The following is an 18,360-nucleotide window of genomic DNA, read 5'->3' on the forward strand; positions in this document are numbered from 1 at the left end:
GCGGGGATGTCGGACGATGGCCTGATGTAGCCCAGATTGCGGCGACGGGCAAACCGGCCGTGGGCCGGGGGGGGCCGTGGCGGCCAGGGATGCCGGGCATGGTTGCAAAAAACGCCTGGAAGGGATAGATATTTTCCATAAGTCTTCAGATTTGTTTGCACCAGGCCGTATCGGCATTATGTTCAAAGCGACGTTTCAAGCCGTCCGGGCTGGCAAGGTTTACGGACGGCGGGATGGTTTCCGGGGTCTTTTTCCGGCGGCCCGACCCCATATGGTTCCACTCGGTTCCACAGGAGGGGGTTGTCGTCCATGCGCTTTCGTCCGCTCTGGTCTCTCAGGCTTCGCGACCAACTGATCATCCTGGTCATGCTGGTGCTGCTTCCGGCCCTGGCCCTGGCCGTGTATTCCGGCGTGCAGCAGCGTCAGGCGGCCATGGAGGAGGCCGAGCAGCATGTCGTGGGGCTGGTGCGGGTTTTCGGCCATGAGCAGGACCGGCTGGTGGAGACCACCCGGCATGTCCTGAACACCCTGGCTCACATCCCTGAAATAAAGGCCCGCGACGTGGCCGCGACGGATCGCATCCTGGCGGAACTGCATGGTCACACGCCGTTTTATGCCACGCTTGTGGCCGTGAACCCGTCGGGCGAGGTTTTCGGATGCGCCCTTCCCGAGACCAAGCCCATAAACGTGGCTGATCGGGAGTGGTTTGCCGAGGTCAGAAGGACCAAGGCGTTCACCGTGGGCCGGTTCCTGGTCAGCCGCTCGGCGCACAAGGCCTCGCTGCCCATGGCCTTCCCGGTCCTGGACGCCCGGGGACAGGTGGATTTCATCCTGGGCGCGGCCCTGGACCTGGCCTATTACGGCAGCATTTACGCCAGGATCAGCCTGCCGTCCGACGCCACCCTGACCCTGGTCGACGCCGGGGGCACGGTGCTTTTTCGTAACCGGGACGCTCAGGGCTGGGTGGGCAAACCGCTGCCCGAACATCTCCAGATGCAGATCGCCAATGGCGAGGCAGAGGGCGCCTTCACGGCGGTGAGCCTCGGTGGCGTCCCGAACATCTACGCCTTCAAGCATCTGGCTGCCGGAAGCGGCGAACACAAGGGCTGGTTCATGACGGCCATCGTGGGCATTCCCGAGGCCCAGGCCCTGGAGGAGCCCCGGCGGATCCTGGAGCAGCATGTGGGCGGGCTGATCATGGTGGCCGCCCTGGCCCTGGCAGCCGCCTGGTTTTTTGCCCGCCGCGCCATTCTCGATCCGCTCACGGCCCTGACCCGGGCGGCAAAACGGGTCAAGGACGGCGACTCCACCGCCAGAACCGGTATCCGTACCGGGGGGGAACTCGGGGCTCTGGCCCGGGATTTCGACGACATGGCCGAGGCCCTGGCCTGTCGCGAGCAGGAACGCGATGCCGCGAAAAAGGAGCTTGAGCGGCAGTATGCCTTTGTGAGCACCCTGGTCGAGGCCGCCCCCATCCCCATCTATCACAAGGACCATTCGGGGCGGTTCGTGAGCTGTAACCGGGCCTTCGCCGAATTTGCAGGTAGGGATGCGGCAGACATCATCGGCCATACCTGCTTTGAAATCTTCCCGCCGGAGATCGCCGCCCAAAATGCCGCAAATGACGAGGAACTCATGCGCCGTGGGGAGCGCCTGGAGTATGAGGCCGTGGCTTGGTCCGCATTGGGCGGGGAACGCCAGGTGATTTTCCACAAGGCCGCCTACCGTGACCATACCGGCGAGGTGGCGGGCTTGGTGGGCATCCTGGTGGACATCACGCCGCTGAAAACGGCCCAGGCCGAGCTTGTGGCCGCCAAGGAAAAGGCCGAGGAGGCCAGCCGGAGCAAGAGCGATTTCCTGGCCAGCATGAGCCACGAGATCCGAACGCCCTTAAACGGCGTGCTGGGCATGCTGCAGATCCTTCTGACGGAGGTTGTGGAGCCTCGGCACCGGGAATATCTGGATGCGGCCATGGGCGCGGCCCGCTCGCTGTTGCAGGTCGTCGGCGAGGTGTTGGATTTTTCCAAGATCGAGGCCGGGAGACTTGAGATTTCCGTGAAGGACTTCCGCACCGCCGACCTGCTTGAGTCGGTCCAGAGCCTTTTCGGCGTGCAGACCGAGACCCGGGGGTTGTCGTTGTCCTGTGAACTGTCGCCGGATGTGCCCCCGTGGGTGCGCGGGGATGAACAGCGCCTCAAGCAGATTTTATTCAACCTGGTGGGCAACGCCCTGAAGTTCACGGATACGGGGGGCGTGCGGGTGCGAATTTCCCGTGTCGCCGCCGAGGAGGCCCCGGACGAGACGGTGCTCGATCTGATTGTTGAGGATACCGGCGTGGGCATTGCCGTTGAGGCCCAGACCCGCATTTTCGAGCCGTTCCGGCAGGCGGGGGATTCCTTTGAGCGCCGCAGCCAGGGAACCGGACTGGGTCTGGTCATCGTCCGGCGGCTGGCTGAGGCCATGGGGGGTTTTGTCCATCTGCACAGCCGGGAGGGGGAGGGAACCCGGTTCACCGTGCGGGTGCGCCTGGGGCGCTCGTCGATGACGGATTCCGATCCCCAGGCGGAGACGGCGCAGGACCGCGCCGTGGGGCCGGGGGAAGGTCGCCGCCCGTTGCCCGCCGTGGCCCCGTCGGAAGGGACGGACACAGGCCAGGGGGAGAGGCGTGGGAAGGACATGGATGCAGGTGCGGGGGAAAACGTCATTGGGCTTCGGGTGCTGGTGGTGGAGGACGACCACCTCAACCGGCTGACGGCGGTCAAGCTCTTGGAGCGGCTGGGGTGTGTGGCCGTGGGGGTTCCGGGCGGCGAAGAGGCCTTGTCGCTTTTGGACGTGAAGACCTTTGACGCCGTGCTTATGGACATCCAGATGCCGGGCATGGACGGCATGGAAACCACCAGACGCATCCGGAATTCCGGGCGGGCGGAGGTGTCCGGCCTGTTTGTTGCGGCGGTCACGGCCCATGCCCTCAAGGGGGATCGGGAGGTGTTTTTGCGTGCGGGTATGGATGACTACCTCTCCAAACCCGTGGATATGGACGAATTATCCGCCATGCTGGTTCGAGCCATGCACCGGCGGGTATCGTCTTGACGATGTTTCGTATGTTGTTTAGAGTATTGCAACAGTCTTACGCATGTGGCGCGTTTCGCGCCGTCCGGCGTTTACCTTGTCTCACCGCCGATTGAACTCACTGAAGAGTATCCGTTTCGCGTCGCCAGCAGTGCGCAGATACGTTCACCCGTCAACGCCGTCCGGTGCATGAAGCCCCTGTTTCCGGGCAGGACGCGCCTCGGCCGGGCGGGGGGCCAGGGTGCGCCAGCGGTTCGCGATTCCTGGAAGATGGGCGATGACCAAGAGCGAAAAGACAAACGGACAGTCCCCGGGGCTCGATATCCCGGTGGGGGCCAAACTGTCTCTGGAAGTCCTGGGTATCGACGAAAAGCTTTCGTCGGCGCTTGTCGGCTTCACCAAGGGAAAATACCTTGTCGTGCAACTGCCCTCCCTGACCGAGGGCAGTCGGGACATGCTGTTCCAGTATTTGTATTCCGGGAATCCGGTCACCGTGCGCTATCTGAAATCCGGGGCGGTGTTCGGTTTTCGTTGTGAGGTCATCAAGTATCTGTGCTCTCCCTTTCCCCTGCTTTTCATGACCTACCCCCTGCGGGTGGAGAGCTTCAACCTGCGCCGCCACAAGCGCATCCCGTGCCTTTTGCCGGTGAGCGCCATGATTAAGGAAACCACCTATACCGGATTGATGACCGACCTGAGCCTGTCGGGATGCGGGGTGGGGCTGACGATCATGCGCAAGTACCAGCCCGCCATCGGCGTGGATGATCGGGTGCTGCTTCGCTGCTCCGTGTTCGGCGACCAGGATCAAAACCAACTGCACTGCCTGATCAAGCGGGCCGCCTCGGACGTGGGGAAGCTCGAACTGGGACTGAAATTCACCGAATTGCCCGAAGCCTCCCGCCAGGGAATCGTCAGCTACATCCAAAGCGCCGCCGCCATCCTTGAGAATTAACGCCGCCATTGACCGGTGCATCGTCTGGTAGGCCGACGCTCAACGTCCCTGGCCGCCATCTTTGAGAATGGGCGACCCCTGCGCCTTGAGCCTGAAGCTGGACCAGGCCGAAGGACGTCCCCGGATCGTGGCCACGCCGGGACGGGGCTGGACTCGGAAGATGGCGCGTGGCTTGGCGATCACCCTGAACGTCGACGGACTGCCGCAGCCAGGCCGCATATCTGTATGATGTCGAAGGTCGCACTGGACAAAGCTCCATACCCCGAAAGTAATTTCCGAATTTTGCAGAAGAATCACCGATGGATCACATTTGAAATAAATATGGATCGATTTGTGTAGAGGTGTCGTCGTTCGACAGTTATGCTTCATGATGTGGATGGAGTGTCAAGGAGTTGCAAAGCGTGTTACTGTGCCTTGTTTTTCTTGAAAGTATCCATGTCCTGTCATATGTCATCAGCCTCGTCGCCCAAGTTTGCGGCAGGAGTTGCGAAACGATATGCAAATGATTCGCAAGTGCATGTTTCATGTGATGAAAAAATGGTATGGGGATGAAGTTGATGGAGAGAATAGGAAAACACATCATGAAGCCGATGTTTCTTTTCGTCGACGATGAAGAAAGCGTTTTGAACGCCATTCAGTATGTTCTTAGGTCCAGGGAACACGAATGGGACATGATATTTACGACGGATAGCATGGAAGCCCTGGATTTTGTCAGGAAAATGTTCGAGGCAGGGTCAGGGGGCGCAGAATACGCCAGAGAGTTCGCGATAATCGTGTCTGATGTCCAGATGCCAGGGATAAACGGGATTGAGTTTTTCGAGGTGCTTCATACGATTTTTCCGGACACCATCCGCATTCTTTTGACGGGAAACACGGATTCCGGTTTCGCGATCCGGGCAATAAACGAAGGGAAAGTTCACCGGTATCTTCTGAAGTCATGCATCATTGATGAATTGATCCCGGAGATGGAGTCTGCCTATCGGGAGTATTTCCGGGTAAAGGCGCAACGGGAAGAAGCTTATGCCGCGAAGCGGGCAAAGGCCGTTTTCCTTGACACCATGACCCATGAGATACGGACCCCGCTCAACGGCGTCATGGGCATGTTGCAGCTCTTAAAGGAGACCGGCCTCACCTTGGAGCAGATGGAATATGTCCAGGCTGCCATGGACGCCTCCCGTCGATTGACCAAATTGTTCAACAATGTTTTGGACTATTCCCGATTCGACTCGGGACAGGTGGAGACGCCGGACGTGGCCTTCCGCATCGGCGACGTGATGCGGCATCTCAACGATGCCCTGTCGGGAAAGGCGAAATCCAAAGGGGTGGCGTTTACCTGCACCGTCGACGAGAGGGTTCCGGAGCGGGTGTATGGGAAGGAGAGCCTCCTGCGGCAGGTGCTCTACCACCTGGCGGAGAACGCCGTGAAGTTCACCGACTCCGGGGCCGTGGCGATTTCCGCGACGTTACTGCCGCATGCGGGGCCACGATTCTGTCGGATTTTGTTCGCGATCGAGGATAGCGGGTGCGGTATCCCGGATGAAAAGCTCCTCGACGTCTTCCAGCCGTTCACCCAGGTGGATGACTCCTACATCCGGCCTCGGGAGGGGGCGGGGCTTGGCCTGTCCCTTGTGCAAAAATTGCTGAAAATCATGGATGCCTCCGGCCTTGCGGTCGAAAACGGACCCTGCGGCGTCACGGTGTGTCTTTCCGCGGCCTTTCGCGTCTGGGAACAACCCCTCCCGTTGGCCGCACCAGGTGCGCCGTCCGGAAGCGCGGTCCCGGCGGCGGGAAAGATTCTTTTGGTCGCACGCGAGGCCCTTGCGGCGCGACGCATCAAAAAGGCGCTCCTGCTGCACGGTTTCGACGTGGATGCCGCTGTGGACGGAAACGCGGGCCTGCGCCGACTGTCCACAAACGACTACGACCTTGTGCTCCTGGATCTGCCCTTGCCGGATATGGAGGGCCAGGAGGCGGCCAGGATCATCCGGACCTCGCCGGGGTTGGCGGCAAAGGCCCATCTCCCCATTGTCGGGCTGTCGAGCGCGCCCGCGAAGCGGCAGCGTGAGCAGTCCCGCGAGCGGGGGATCGATGCCGTCGTGCAAAAGCCCCTTGATGACGCCGTGCTGCTGGACATGATCAAAACGCTCATGACGAGGCCATAATCCTCCGCATGCCGGAGGCGCCGCCTCGCGCGCGTTGCTGCGGTTGCTTCCGTGCCGCTAGTTGAGCAGCAGCAGCAGCATGTTTGCCCCCGGATTGGCCGAAGGCTGCGGATCAAGAATGAATGCAGCCAGTCCCGAGCTCGCCGCCCCGTCGTAGGTGGTGAAATCCCCTCCGATCACCCCTCGTGTCAGTCCCACCCGGCGGATGACCCGGGCCCTGGCCGTGACCCCCCCGTCCGGGTCGAATCCGGCGTCCAAGGCGCCGGTGGCGGTTGCCCTGGCCAGTCGAGCCCGGTTGACATCGTTGTACTTCGTGAATCCTCCGGCGAAAAGTATCTGTCCATTGGGTTCAAGCGAGAGGGAATCGACATACGTCAGGGACGTGGCCCCGGTCGTGGACTCGAAGGGGTCCAAGGCCCCGGTGGTGGCGAACCGGGCAAGTCCCCGGCGTTGCGGCCTGCTCCAACTGCCATCGATGATCTCCCCGAAATCACCGCAGATGACAGACTTGCCATCGGATTGCACCCCGATTTCACGTACCGTGCCGTTGGGGATGACCACGCCTGCCGACGGCGTAGTGGGGAGAAAGGTGGTGTCGATGGCCCCGGCGCCGGTGACGCGGGTGAAAAATCCCCGGGACAGGCCTTCATAGGTGACGTAGCCGCCCACGTAGTATTTCCCGGAGCTTTCGGCCAGGGCATAGGTGGAGAGGCTTGTGCCGCTGGTGATCGTGATCTGGGGCGTGAAAGCGGCGTCGAGGCCGCCGTCGGTGTTGAGGCGGGCCAGGGGACTGCGCTCCTGCCCGGCGATCTTGCGCACATGGCCGCCTATCAGCACCTGATTCCCCGCCAGGGGCAAGACGGCGTAGACCGGGGCGGGCGAGTTGTCGTTTCGGGTCACGATGGGTGTAAAGGCCGTATCCACTGCCCCGGCGGCGGTGAACCGGGCCAGGCCGCCCAGGGGCCGTGTGGCCGCACCGACCAGGTCGCCTGCGGCAAAGACCAGGCCGTCCGAGCGCAGGGCCACATCGTGGACCACGCCGTCCGGACCAAGCCCGGCCGAGAACGTGGTGTCCACAGCGCCATCCCGGGTCAACCGGGCCAGCTTGGGCGACCAGACCCCGCCAAACCAGTTGAAGTTGCCGCCAATGAGGATTTTCCCGTCGGGCTGTGTCGCCAGATCGTTTACGGTCACGGTCCCCGAGGCGTTTCCGGAGGGATTGAAATTGGCGAACGTGCCAAGCAGCGTGCCGCCTGAGGAAATGACAGCCAGCCCCCCGCGGGTTTGTCCGTTGAAGGTTGTGAATCCCCCGGTGAGGGCGATGCCCACGCTGGCCAGGTTCCTGATGGCAAGGATGGGGGCGTTGGCCCCCGAGCCGACGGCAAAGGAGGTGTCCACGGCCCCGTTGGAGAGAAGATGCACAATGCGGTTGCAGGCCGTCCCGCCAAACGAGGTGAAGGCCCCGACCAGGATCAAGGAGTCGTCGTCAAGGCGCAAAGCCCCGGTTACGTCGCCGTTTGGCCCGGCGCCGATGTTGAACGTGGCGTCAATCGTTCCGTTGCTGTTGCGGCGCAGAACCCGGTTGGACGACAGGCCAAAGGCCTTGGTGAAGTTGCCCACCACATAGGACTTGCTGTTTGCGGCCGAAAGGACGGCCAGTATGGGGCCGTCGTTGGACGCGCCGTCGGCTTCGTTGGTGATGACCGCCCCGGCGTTGGTCAGCGTCGTGCGCCAGTTGATCTGGGTGGTGGTCCCGGAATTGAAGGCCCCGGCGACCGTGAGCCGGTTGGGATAGGATGGCTCGGCGGAGTCGACGGCCAGTCCGGTGACATAGGCCCGGGGGCCGTTGAACACCGGATAGTCTCCATCGGCGAATCCGTTGGCCTGGACACGGATCAAGTGCCGGGTGGGGTCCGTGGCTACCTGGGCCAGTTGCAGCCCCACGCCGCCGCACAGCACCTGGTCGTCGGACTGCACGGCCAGGGCGTTGATGATTCCCTGTCCGGCAAAGGCCGACCAGAAGGAGTTGTCCAGCGCCCCGGATGCGGACAAAAGGGCCAGATCGCGGTAGGTCGAGCCTCCTGCGAGAACCGAAAAGTCGCCGCCGACGAGGAATTTGTCGTCGCTGCGCCGGACAACGGCCCGTATTTCTCCGGAAAAGGCGGGAGGGGCGAAAGAGGTATCCACATTGCCTGTGGCATTGACGCGTACAATACCTGTGTAACCCGATCCATTGACGGTCAAGAAGGAACCATAAACGATGAAAGACGTGGAGGACTCCTGGTAAATGCCGTATATTACAGATTTATTCTGAGCCCCAAACCCGATGGCAAAGTCTGGATCAAGGCTGCCAGGTATTGCTGCAGCCATGCTCTGTACAGGAGAGTTGGAAAATATTAATAGTGATATGGAAAGTAGGAAAACAATTTTTACGCAAAATTGTTTTGAAAAGAGGCTGCAAACGTTTTGCATGGCGGGCCTCCAGTTGAAATTTCAAGGATTGAATACGGTTTTGATCTGGGTTGTGCGTGAGGATGCTATCCTTTGTATGTTCATTACTAGGGGAGAGCGAGGGGACGTGCAAGATAAAAGAGAGAGAATTTTTTTAAAATAAGGGACATTGATGCCGTCGTGCGGGTCGGGGGCGGGAATTCACGGGACCGGGGCTGCGCTGGGGGCCAACCCGGCATCTCCTCTTGCCGCGCCCCCTTTTCCGGGGCTAATGTCGCCATGTCCGGTTTGGCGCGCCGCGCCCGGTGGCGACGGCGACGCACAGGTGCAAGGAGCGTTTGTGGCGGCTTCGAAAAAAGACAGGTTTGACGTCATCATCGTCGGGGCCGGGCCCGCCGGCCTTTTTTGCGCCTACTGGCTGGCCGAATACGGCAATCTGCGCATCCTGGTCCTGGACAAGGGGCAGGACCCGCGCAAACGCCGGTGTCCCATTGCCGGTCGGCAGGGGGCGGAATGCATGCACTGTTCGCCCTGCAACATCTTGTCGGGCGTGGGCGGGGCCGGGCTTTTTTCAGATGGCAAGCTCAATTTCATCCATATTCTGGGCAAGACCGACCTGACCCAGTTTCTGCCCGGCCCCGAGGCCATGGCCCTTATCGAGGAGACCGAGGCCGTGTTCACCCGGTTCGGCATGGACGGCCCGGTCTATCCCACGGACATGGAGCAGGCCCGGGAGATTCGGCGGGGCGCCCGCCGCCAGGGCCTGGATCTGCTGCTGATCCGCCAGAAACACCTGGGCAGCGACCATCTGCCCGGCCTGATCACGGGCATGGCCGACCACATCGCCTCCCGCGGGGTGACCTTTCGCACCGGCGAGGAGGTGGCCGGGGTCGTGGTCGAGGACGGCCGGGTGCGCGGCGTCACCACGGCCAAGGGGGCCTACCGGGCCGACGCCGTGGTGCTGGCCCCGGGCCGGGTGGGCGCGGAATGGATGGGGCGGGTGGCCAAGACGCTGGGGCTGTCCGTGTCCCAACGGGGCATTGAGGTGGGGGTGCGGGTGGAGGTCCACAACGACATCATGGACGATCTGACCAGCGTCATCTACGACCCCACCTTTTTCATCCGCACCGACCGCCATGACGACCTGACCCGCACCTTCTGCACCAACCGGGGGGGCTTCGTGGCCCTGGAAAACTACCAGGATTTCGTGTGCGTCAACGGCCACGCCTACCGGGACAGAAAGTCCGACAACACCAATTTCGCCTTTTTGTCCAAGGTGGTCCTGACCGAACCGGTCACGGACAACCAGGCCTACGGCGAGTCCATCGGCCGTCTGGCCTCCATCATCGGCGGCGGCAAGCCCATCCTGCAACGCTTCGGGGATCTGCGCCGGGGGCGGCGTTCCACCTGGGCCAAGGTCAAGGCCGGATATCTCCAGCCGACCATGACCGACGTGGTCTGCGGGGACGTGTCCATGGCCCTGCCGGGGCGGATTATGGCCAACCTGCGTGAGGGGCTGACGAAGCTCAATCAGGTGGTGCCCGGGGTGGCCAACGACGAAACCCTGCTGTACGCCCCGGAGATCAAGTTTTTCGCCACCCAGGTGGGGACCACGAAGGAGCTGGAGACGGCGGTGGCCGGTCTCTTCGTGGCCGGCGACGGCCCGGGGGTGGCCGGGAACATCGTGTCTGCGGCGGCCACCGGCCTTATTCCGGCCAAAGCCATCCTGGCCCGGCTTGCGGCTGAAGCGGCCACATAGGCCCTTGCGACCAGGCGGGTGATCATGCCCGTCGCCCGGAAAACGCCGCCTGCGGGCGGAAGCGACCAACGGAGAGCGCGACATGAAGTACATCATCTTCGAGGATTTTTCCGGCAAGCCCGTGCCCATGATCTTCCCGCACCGCATCGAGTTTGAGGAGATGCGCGAACAGATGCCCTACGGCCCGGCCATTTCGGCCGGGACGGTGAAGATGGCCGGGGGCGGTTTCGTCTGCCAGGGCGAGGCCAGGGAGCTGGGCGTGGCCTCGCGTCCCGTGGACGCGCAGATCATCGCCGACCATTTTCGGGACGCCTAGAACTGCGTTCGGTCTGTTCCGTTATGGGTTGACCAGCGGCAACGCCTTGAATTGATGTTTTTTTCTGCACCTGGGGCGGCCTTGCGGAGAACCAATTTCCTGCCGTTTCCGAGGACTGCCGCCGTTTCGCTGCGCGTGGGCGGCGGTCTCCGGCGGCCACGGACCTTTCTTCGGGAAATGGTGGGGCGGTTACGCCAGAGGTGGTCGGGTGCATGGTCGCGGGCTGGGTGCGCCTGGGGGCGAGAGCATGATCCTTGTCGGGGCTGTCCATGGAAAATCCGGAAACGCCTGGAGTCCCCTGTCACATCGGGACGGGCGTGTCCTTTTTTAGGCAGCGTCTCCCTCAGGCGTGGATTTCGCAGTCTTCAAGTACGTCTCCTGCAAAATGTACATGCGTACCGCATCCGTATATTTTCCATTGCTGAAGAACTCTTCGACAAGGTGTCCCTCTTCGAGGAAGCCGCATTCTTTATAAATATGGATGGCCTTGTCGTTGTCCGTGGCTGCTTGCAGATATATCTTATGCAAGTTCAGGATGCTGAAAGAATAGTCCAAGGCCTTGTTGACCAGATCGCGGGCAAACCCCCGGCCTTGGTGTTCCGGGGTGATGATGATTTGAAATTCAGCGCTTCGGTGGATGGAGTTGATTTCGATGAGCTCCACGAGCCCCACGGGTTCCTTGTCGGCGGTTTCGGCGATAAACCGGCGCTCCGCATTGTCGTGAATGTGCTTGTTGTACAGTTCTTCAAGTTCATCAAAGGATTCGTAGGGCTCCTCGAACCAGTACGACATGATGTTCCGGTTGTTGTTGAGATGATGCACAAAGCGCAGATCGCTTCGCTCCAGGGCGCGTAATGTGAGTTTCGGTTTCATTTTACGCCTCGGTTCCATAATGATTCTGGTGGGATGAAATGGCGCTCAAGCGGATTGTCCAGGGTCGGTGAGGCGGCGCAACCCCCGGCCTGACGTCAGGCCCCTTTCTTGAAGCACAAAACGGGTGTCCGCACAAGCGGCCAGAGGGTTCGGGCCGCGCCGGACAAAGGAGTTGGAACGATGCCGTATGGAAAAGGCCCTGCGTCCCAGGCAGCGGGCGGCGGGCGGCGGAAAAACCGGTTCCCGGCACGCGGGGGGCGGCGTTTCGCCCGGCTGGCGCTGTGGGCGTGCGCCACCTTGGCGATTTTGGAGGGGACGGCCCTGGCCCAGCCTCCGGTTTCCGTGCCGAACCAGGAACAGACCATGGCCCAGCCCCGGCCGCAGGCGGCGCTTCCCGGACAGCCCCCGGCCCATGCCGCCGATCCCCGGCAGGGCGAGCGGTGGCTGGCCAGCTACCGGGGCTGCATCGAGCGCAATGTGGCCGGGCTGGCGGCCCATGGCGGCGACGTGCGGCAGGTGGCGGAGACGGCCTATGGGGCGTGCCAGCATATGGCCTCCCTGGCCGGGGTTCCTGCCGGGCGTCGCGAGGCCTTGGAGCAGGCGGCCTGGAGCTACGCCCTGCAGGCGGCCCTGCGCCGCATGGAGGAGCAGGGCGCGGGAGGCCTTGTCCCCTGAGCCCCGGCCAGGCGGGAGGCCTTGGAGCAGGCGGCCTTGCGCCGCCTGGAGGGCGAGGCGGGGGACGGCCTGCCGTGATCCCTGGAAAACGCTGTGCGGCCCGGCCCCATGGCCGGACGGAAACGGTTCATTCCCCGTCCGGGCTGGTGTCCCTGGGCACGTTTTTCGCGGCCAGGGCCGTTACCTTCTCCACGGCCGCAAGCATTTTGGAGGCGATCCTGAACCCGGGATTGATCTCCAGGGCCCGGCGCAGAAATTCTCCCGCGTCCGGATAGTCCTCGGATTCGAAATGGATGCGGGCCATGTTGAACAGCAGATGCTCGTCGTCGGGATTTAAGGTTACCGCCTTGCGGTAATAGGTGAGCGCCTTGTCCAGCATGCCCGACTTGCGCATGCGGATGCCGAATTCGTTGAACAGGTGGACGTGCTCGGGCTCGAAGGCCAGATCCAGCGACATGATCTTGTTGAAGATGTCCCCGGCCTCGTCCGTGTGTCCCCCCTCCAGATAGGTGATGCCCAGACTGAAGATGGCCCGGATGTTATCGGCGTCCACGACCAGCACGTTTTTAAAGGACGCCTCGGCCTTCTCCAGGCGGCCTGCCGCCAGATGCCGGTCGCCTTTCTTCAATTCCCTGGCCACGGCCTCCAGGGCCGGTTTGACCTTGTTGTAATAGATCAGCGGTTCCGGGCGGAATCGCTTGATGAACATGGCTTGATCGATGGGGGTTTTCTCTCCGGCCGGGAGGAAGGAGGCGCTTAGCGGCTGGATGGCGATGCCGCCGTCCGGCGTGCGCTGGGCGTAATAGTAGATGCTGCGTTCCACGGTCCTGGTCGTGTCGCCCGTGCCGATTTTTGACTGCTCCCTGTCCGAGACGGCGACCTGGAAAGCGGCTTCGTCGGCTTTGCTGTCCATGTGAGTCCTTGATTTGTGTGGAGTTGCAAAGGCACGGCGTTGCAACGTGCCGACCGTGGAGTCTGCCGGACGGACAATCTGTGCATGTTTATATCAGGATTGTGAAAAGAAGGGAACGTGGTATCGGATGGCAAAACCCCATCGATCCTTCGCCCGTCAGGGCGAAGGTTGCGCGGGGTCCAGGGGGCCGTGTCCCCTGGTGGCGGGGGGCGCGGGGGGAGGCAAAGCCTCCCCCCGCACGTCTTTTTACGGCGTCAGTCCCAGGGCCTTGCGCTTGGCCCGCACCCGGGCGTCGATCAACTCCGCAGCCTTGACCGGGTCGCCCTCCACGGCGAACGTGGCCCCGACCACGCCTTCCAGGCCCGACACGGCCAGATCGGTCACGGCCTTGCTGCCGAGAATCGGCGGGGCCAGCCCAAGGACCGTGAACACACCGCTGGCCACGGCGTACAGGCCGATGGTGGCGGCCTTTTCCGAATACCATTCCGGCGCGGCCGCGGCCACGGGCAGATCCGAGATGTCCACGCCCAGAGCATTCGCCAGCATGCCGCACAGTTGGATGATGCGGGAGTTGTCCACGCAGCTTCCCATGTGCAGGACCGGCGGGATGCCCAGGGCCTTGCACACGGCCGACAGCCCGGGTCCGGCCAGATCGGCGGCTGAGGGCATGAGCAGCCCCTGCTTTCCGGCGGACACGGTGACGCAGCCTGTGACCAGGACCAGCAGGTCGCGCTTGATGCATTCCCGGATCAGGTTGGAATTCTGGTAGTCGTGCTTCACCTTGGGGTTGTTGCAGCCCACCACGGCCACGGCCCCGCGAATCTGCCCGGCCTTGATGGCGTCCAGGAGCGGCCCGGCCGAGCCTCCCAGGGCCGTGAGGATGGCCTCGTTGGAGAAGCCGGTCATGATGTCCACGGGTTCGCCCGGGATGTCCACCCGGCCCTGGTCCCGGGCGGTGAACCGTTCGATGGCCAGCTCCACGACCTCGATGGCCTTTTGCCGGGCGTTATGCATGTCGAATTCCACATGCGTGGCCCCGGTGAAATGGGCCTTGGGCGAGGTGGTGACGATGCGGCTGTGGTAGCACCCGGCCACGGTGACGAGGCTGGGCATGATGCACTGGTAGTCCACCACCACGACCTCCACGGCCCCGGTGACGATGGCCAGTTCGGTCATGAGGTGGTTTCCGGCCATGGGGATGCCCTGGCGCATGAGCAGTTCGTTGCCCGTGCAGCAAAGCCCCGCCAGATTGATCCCGGCGGCCCCGGCGGCCTTGGCCTTGGCGATAAGCCCCGGGTCGCGCACGGCGGCCAGGATCATCTCCGAGACGATGGGGCTGTGGCCATGCACCAGGATGTTCACATGGTCGGCCTTGAGCACCCCCAGGTTGACCTTGGCGGTTGCGGGGGCCGGGGTTCCGAAGAGGATGTCCGAGAGCTCGGTTGCGATCATGGAGCCGCCCCAGCCGTCGGCCAGGGACAGGCGGGCGGCGTGCAGGCACAGACTTACGGCGTCGTTGTCCACGCCCATGTGGGTGCGATGCATCATCTCCACCACGTCGCGGTCGATGCCCCGGGGGGTGATGCCGAACTTTTTCCACACCTCCTGGCGCTTGGCCGGAACCCGGCCGAGAAACGACATGGAGCCGCGCTTAAATCCGTAGTCCTCATAGAACTGGTCGGCCAGGGCGGCAGCCACGGCCTTGACGTCCTTTCCCTCGACCTCAAGGCCCACCTCGGCGGCGATGCGCCGAAGCTTGGCCTCGTCGCGGACGCCGTAGTCCGTGGTCTGGCCTTGGGCCACGGCGTGCAGGGTCTCCACCAGGTCGCGGCCGTGGTCCGAGTGGGCGGCGGCCCCGGCAGCCACCATGCGGCCGAAGTTGCGGGCCACGATGACGTCGGCGTCGGCCCCGCAGACCCCGCGTTTGGGGCCGTTGCCGAAGGGATCGATGCGGCAGGGGCCCATGATGCAGTTGCGGCACGACAGTCCCAGTTCGCAGAAGCCGCACTGGGGCTCTTGTTCCTCCAGACGGTCCCAGACGGTTTCCACCCCGTCTTCCCGGGCCTTTTTGATCATGGCCCGGGCGTCGCTACAGATGGAATAGGCAGTGAGATCTTTTTTGGCCATGGTTTCCCCCATGTCGGTCAGGACCGCACGCCGTAGGCGGCGTGGGCCAGACGGTTGGTTCCTTCCTTGAGGTACAGGTTCACGTCCTCGAAGGTTAGCGCCCCGGTCTTGCAGGCCGCCACGCAGGCCGGGACGTCCCCGGCCGCCACCCGCTCGAAGCAGCCGTCGCACTTGACGGCCACGGACGGATGCCCGGGTGCGTCCTTGTCCCGGTAGAAGCGGATCACGTAATAGGGGCAGGCCATGGCGCACATGCCGCAGCTGATGCACCGGGCCGGGTCCACGATTTTCAGGCCCTCGGCCACGTCCGAACGGATGGCCGCAGGCATGCACGCCTCCTGGCAGGGGGCGGGCTCGCAGTGGCGGCACTTGTTGGGAAAGGGTTTTTTCTCCGGCCCCACGCCGATGTGGATACGCGGTTTGGCCAGGATGTCCTCGCGGATGGCCGAGGCCAGGGCCTTGGTCTGCGAGTGGGCCTCGGCGCAGCGGATCATGCACTGCATGCAGCCCACGCACAGCTCCGGCCGGACGATGACGGTTTTTTTCAGCATGGATCCTCCTTCGCGTGACACGGGCCGGTAAGGCGGCCCGGGTTCAGCCAAGCCGCGCGTTTCCGGTCAGTGCGCCGCCCGGCGCGGCCAGGGGGGCGGCGTTTTTCGGGTTGTCGAGCCAGAAGTCGGGGATGTCCCGACGCCGCAGGCCCCGCCGGATGGCGAAGGCCAGCTCCCCCAGCCGGGGAGGGGCGTCCAGGCCCACGGCGCCGATGATCCGGTCGTCGCGAAAGACCAGTTTGAGGTACGATCCCCGGGGGCCGTCCGCCACGACGGACTCGGCCCCGGCCGTAAAGGCCGGGTTGACCGCGCCCACGGAGATCATGCGCGAGCCGAAGACCGGAATGGCGTTCTGGGCCAGGGTTCCGGGATACGCGGCCCGCACCCCGGCCATGTTCAGGGCCGCCACCCGGCCTTGTTCCACGGCCACGGGCCACACGGCGTTGATGCGCGCGTCGCCGTGCACCATGTCCGGAACCTGGGCCACGTCCCCGGCGGCGTAGATGCGTTCGTCGGCGGTGCGTAAGTATCCGTCGGCCAAAACGCCTTGGTCCAGGTCCAGGCCGCTGTCCGCAAGCCACTGGATGCGGGGGATGACGCCCTTTCCGGCCGCCGCCAGATCGACCTCCAGACTCTCCCCGGTGTTCAGACGCAGGCGCAGGGGCCGCGCCGTGCCCGCCTCAACCTCACGCACCGAGGTGGAGGTGTGCAGGGTCACGCCCGGGGCGTCGGCCAGACGCCGCCCCACCCAGTCGCCCACGTATTCGTCCACGTTGAGGGCCAGGGGGCGCGGGGAGGCGACGACGAGATGCACGGCCATGCCCCGGGCCAAAAGCCCCATGGTCAGCTTAAATCCCACCAGGCCTCCGCCCAAAACGGCGGCCACGCCCCCCGGGCGCACCCGGTCCATGACCCGGGCCAGATCGGTGCGGCCCCGGAAAAAGCAGATCTCATGGCACAGGGGGCCCGAGACCCCGGCCGGACGCGGCCCGGCCCCGCAGGCCAGAAGCAGCCGGTCGAAGGCGACCTCGCGGCCCGAGGCCAGCCCCACGAGGCCACGGCCGACGTCCAGGGCCACGGCCCGCTCGCGGGCCAGCGTGACCCCGAGGGACTGAAAAAAGGCGTCGTCAGCCACGGTCATGGCCTCGGGGGGCATCTCCCCGGCCAGGGCGTAGCTGATCAGCGGCCGGGCGTAGACCGGCAGGGGCGCCGGGTCCACGCCCACGATCTCGGCGGCGGGATCGGCCCGGCGCAAATAGGCGCAGGCGCTTCGTCCGGCCGCATGCAGTCCTACGACGACGTAGCGCATGGCACACACCTCGGGTGTTGCGGTTGATCCGGGAATGGGGCGGCCAGGGCGGCCAGGATGTCGTTCATGGCCGCGTCGATGTCGGATTGCTCGGGAAGCCCCAAAACCGACGGGTTGCCCATTTGGCGGGCGGCGAGACCGGGCAGGGGGGGGATGGTTGCGGCCAGGGGCGGCAGCCCGGGAATGTCCGGCAGGGATTCGCCCGGAGTTGCCCGGTTGAGCACCAGCACCTGGCGCGAAAGCCCCAGTTCGGCGGCCATGGCGGCCACCCGGGCGGCTACGGTCAGGCCTCGGAAGCTCGGCTCGCTGACCACCACCAACCCGTCCACCCCGGCCACGGTGCCTCGGCCCAGGTGCTCCACTCCGGCCTCCAGGTCCACCACCAGCCACTGGTCGCGGTCCAGGACCAGATGGGCCAGAAGGGCCTTCAAGAGGGCATTGGCCTCGCAGGCGCAGCCGCCCCCGGCCCCGGCTACGGAGCCCATGACCAGAAGCCGGGCCAGACCCGCCTTCACGCTCAGGCGCTCGGGCAGATCGGCCACCTCGGGGGTCAGGCTGATCATGCCCGAGCCTACCCGACGCCGGATCAGCTCGGCGTCGCCGATGAGCGGGGCGGGGATGTCTCCTGGGGCAAGTCCCATGGCCGCGCCCAGGGACAAGGCCGTGTCCGCGTCCACAAGCCAGGTGTCGCGACCCTGCCGGGCCAGACGGTCGCCGAGCCAGGCGGCGATGGTGGTCTTGCCTACGCCGCCTTTTCCAGCCACGGCCAGCTTCATACACGCCTCCGGCCACATGCGGGCAAAAGGGTTTTTTCCGACTGTAGAAAGCTATCCCCTGGACGTGGCGGGGTCAATGAGTGATTTTTTGGCTGGCGAAGCAGAATGTGAAACGTGTATTTTGCGTGTCATGATATGGGAAAATATATGCTGGTTGGCAGGGAGGAACGGACTCTGTGCATTTTGTAACGAGGCAGGACACGATGTTGCCTGGCCCAAGGCGTCGCCATCAGAAGAAGGACCGGCCGGTTCTGGCCGTGCTGTCTTGACAGGCGGCGTGCGCCATGAAAGGCAAGAGGGTGCTTTCATGGGAAAAATACCGTATGGCGCATGTCGCTTTCGCCATGTGCAGGCCATCCGCATCTGTGGGCGCAACCGCCAGGAAGGCTCGGCAATATCGTTTCTGACGCAGTGGGCGCTACGGATG

Annotated in this window: 13 protein-coding genes; 6 read left to right on the plus strand and 7 right to left on the minus strand. The window is 63.9% G+C overall.

From position 1 onward, the window contains the following. Window positions 1-309: 309 nt before the first annotated feature. From GD606_RS18710 to GD606_RS18720, 3 genes are all read left to right on the plus strand, one after another. Window positions 310-3,090, plus strand: coding sequence for an ATP-binding protein (locus tag GD606_RS18710; protein ID WP_163303049.1), 2,781 nt, complete (start codon window positions 310-312; stop codon window positions 3,088-3,090). Between the two features lie 256 nt (window positions 3,091-3,346). After that, the gene (locus tag GD606_RS18715) at window positions 3,347-4,021 is read left to right on the plus strand and encodes a flagellar brake protein (RefSeq protein ID WP_163303050.1); all 675 of its coding nucleotides are present in this window, start codon (window positions 3,347-3,349) and stop codon (window positions 4,019-4,021) included. 590 nt (window positions 4,022-4,611) lie between these two features. Then, the gene (locus GD606_RS18720) at window positions 4,612-6,183 is read left to right on the plus strand and encodes a response regulator (protein ID WP_374190895.1); all 1,572 of its coding nucleotides are present in this window, start codon (window positions 4,612-4,614) and stop codon (window positions 6,181-6,183) included. Window positions 6,184-6,240: 57 nt separating this feature from the next. Here the strand turns inward: GD606_RS18720 and GD606_RS18725 are convergent, their stop codons facing one another. Further along, complete coding sequence (locus tag GD606_RS18725) at window positions 6,241-8,655, minus strand: hypothetical protein (RefSeq protein WP_309550366.1); 2,415 nt, start codon at window positions 8,653-8,655, stop codon at window positions 6,241-6,243. Between the two features lie 319 nt (window positions 8,656-8,974). On the opposite strand from GD606_RS18725, the gene GD606_RS18735 reads away from it, so the two are divergent. Both GD606_RS18735 and GD606_RS18740 read left to right on the plus strand, forming a co-directional pair. After that, window positions 8,975-10,393: an NAD(P)/FAD-dependent oxidoreductase gene (locus GD606_RS18735; RefSeq protein WP_246298893.1), complete on the plus strand. Its 1,419-nt coding sequence runs from the start codon at window positions 8,975-8,977 to the stop codon at window positions 10,391-10,393. Window positions 10,394-10,475: 82 nt separating this feature from the next. Beyond that, window positions 10,476-10,709: a hypothetical protein gene (locus tag GD606_RS18740; RefSeq protein WP_163304002.1), complete on the plus strand. Its 234-nt coding sequence runs from the start codon at window positions 10,476-10,478 to the stop codon at window positions 10,707-10,709. 327 nt (window positions 10,710-11,036) lie between these two features. On the opposite strand, the gene speG is transcribed toward GD606_RS18740, so the two are convergent. Then, entirely contained in the window at window positions 11,037-11,582 is a 546-nt protein-coding gene (gene speG / locus GD606_RS18745; protein WP_163304001.1) for a spermidine N1-acetyltransferase, read from the minus strand. Between the two features lie 180 nt (window positions 11,583-11,762). On the opposite strand from speG, the gene GD606_RS18750 reads away from it, so the two are divergent. After that, entirely contained in the window at window positions 11,763-12,257 is a 495-nt protein-coding gene (locus tag GD606_RS18750) for a hypothetical protein (protein WP_163304000.1), read from the plus strand. A 127-nt stretch (window positions 12,258-12,384) separates the two neighbouring features. On the opposite strand, the gene GD606_RS18755 is transcribed toward GD606_RS18750, so the two are convergent. From GD606_RS18755 to GD606_RS18775, 5 genes are all read right to left on the minus strand, one after another. After that, window positions 12,385-13,170 (minus strand): tetratricopeptide repeat protein, encoded by a 786-nt coding sequence (locus GD606_RS18755; protein WP_163303999.1) that lies wholly within the window; start codon window positions 13,168-13,170, stop codon window positions 12,385-12,387. A 246-nt stretch (window positions 13,171-13,416) separates the two neighbouring features. Then, complete coding sequence (cooS, locus tag GD606_RS18760; RefSeq protein ID WP_163303520.1) at window positions 13,417-15,297, minus strand: anaerobic carbon-monoxide dehydrogenase catalytic subunit; 1,881 nt, start codon at window positions 15,295-15,297, stop codon at window positions 13,417-13,419. A gap of 17 nt (window positions 15,298-15,314) precedes the next feature. Beyond that, a complete protein-coding gene (locus GD606_RS18765; RefSeq protein WP_163303519.1) occupies window positions 15,315-15,848 on the minus strand; it encodes a 4Fe-4S dicluster domain-containing protein in 534 nt (177 codons plus the stop codon). A gap of 43 nt (window positions 15,849-15,891) precedes the next feature. After that, window positions 15,892-17,157, minus strand: a complete 1,266-nt coding sequence (locus GD606_RS18770; protein ID WP_163303518.1) for an NAD(P)/FAD-dependent oxidoreductase — start codon at window positions 17,155-17,157, stop codon at window positions 15,892-15,894. Further along, window positions 17,139-17,933, minus strand: a complete 795-nt coding sequence (locus GD606_RS18775) for an ATP-binding protein (RefSeq protein WP_163303517.1) — start codon at window positions 17,931-17,933, stop codon at window positions 17,139-17,141. Before GD606_RS18775 ends, GD606_RS18770 begins: the two co-directional genes overlap by 19 nt. Window positions 17,934-18,360 lie beyond the last annotated feature (427 nt).

Source organism: Desulfolutivibrio sulfodismutans DSM 3696, assembly GCF_013376455.1.
In the GTDB taxonomy this organism is placed as follows: domain Bacteria; phylum Desulfobacterota; class Desulfovibrionia; order Desulfovibrionales; family Desulfovibrionaceae; genus Desulfolutivibrio; species Desulfolutivibrio sulfodismutans.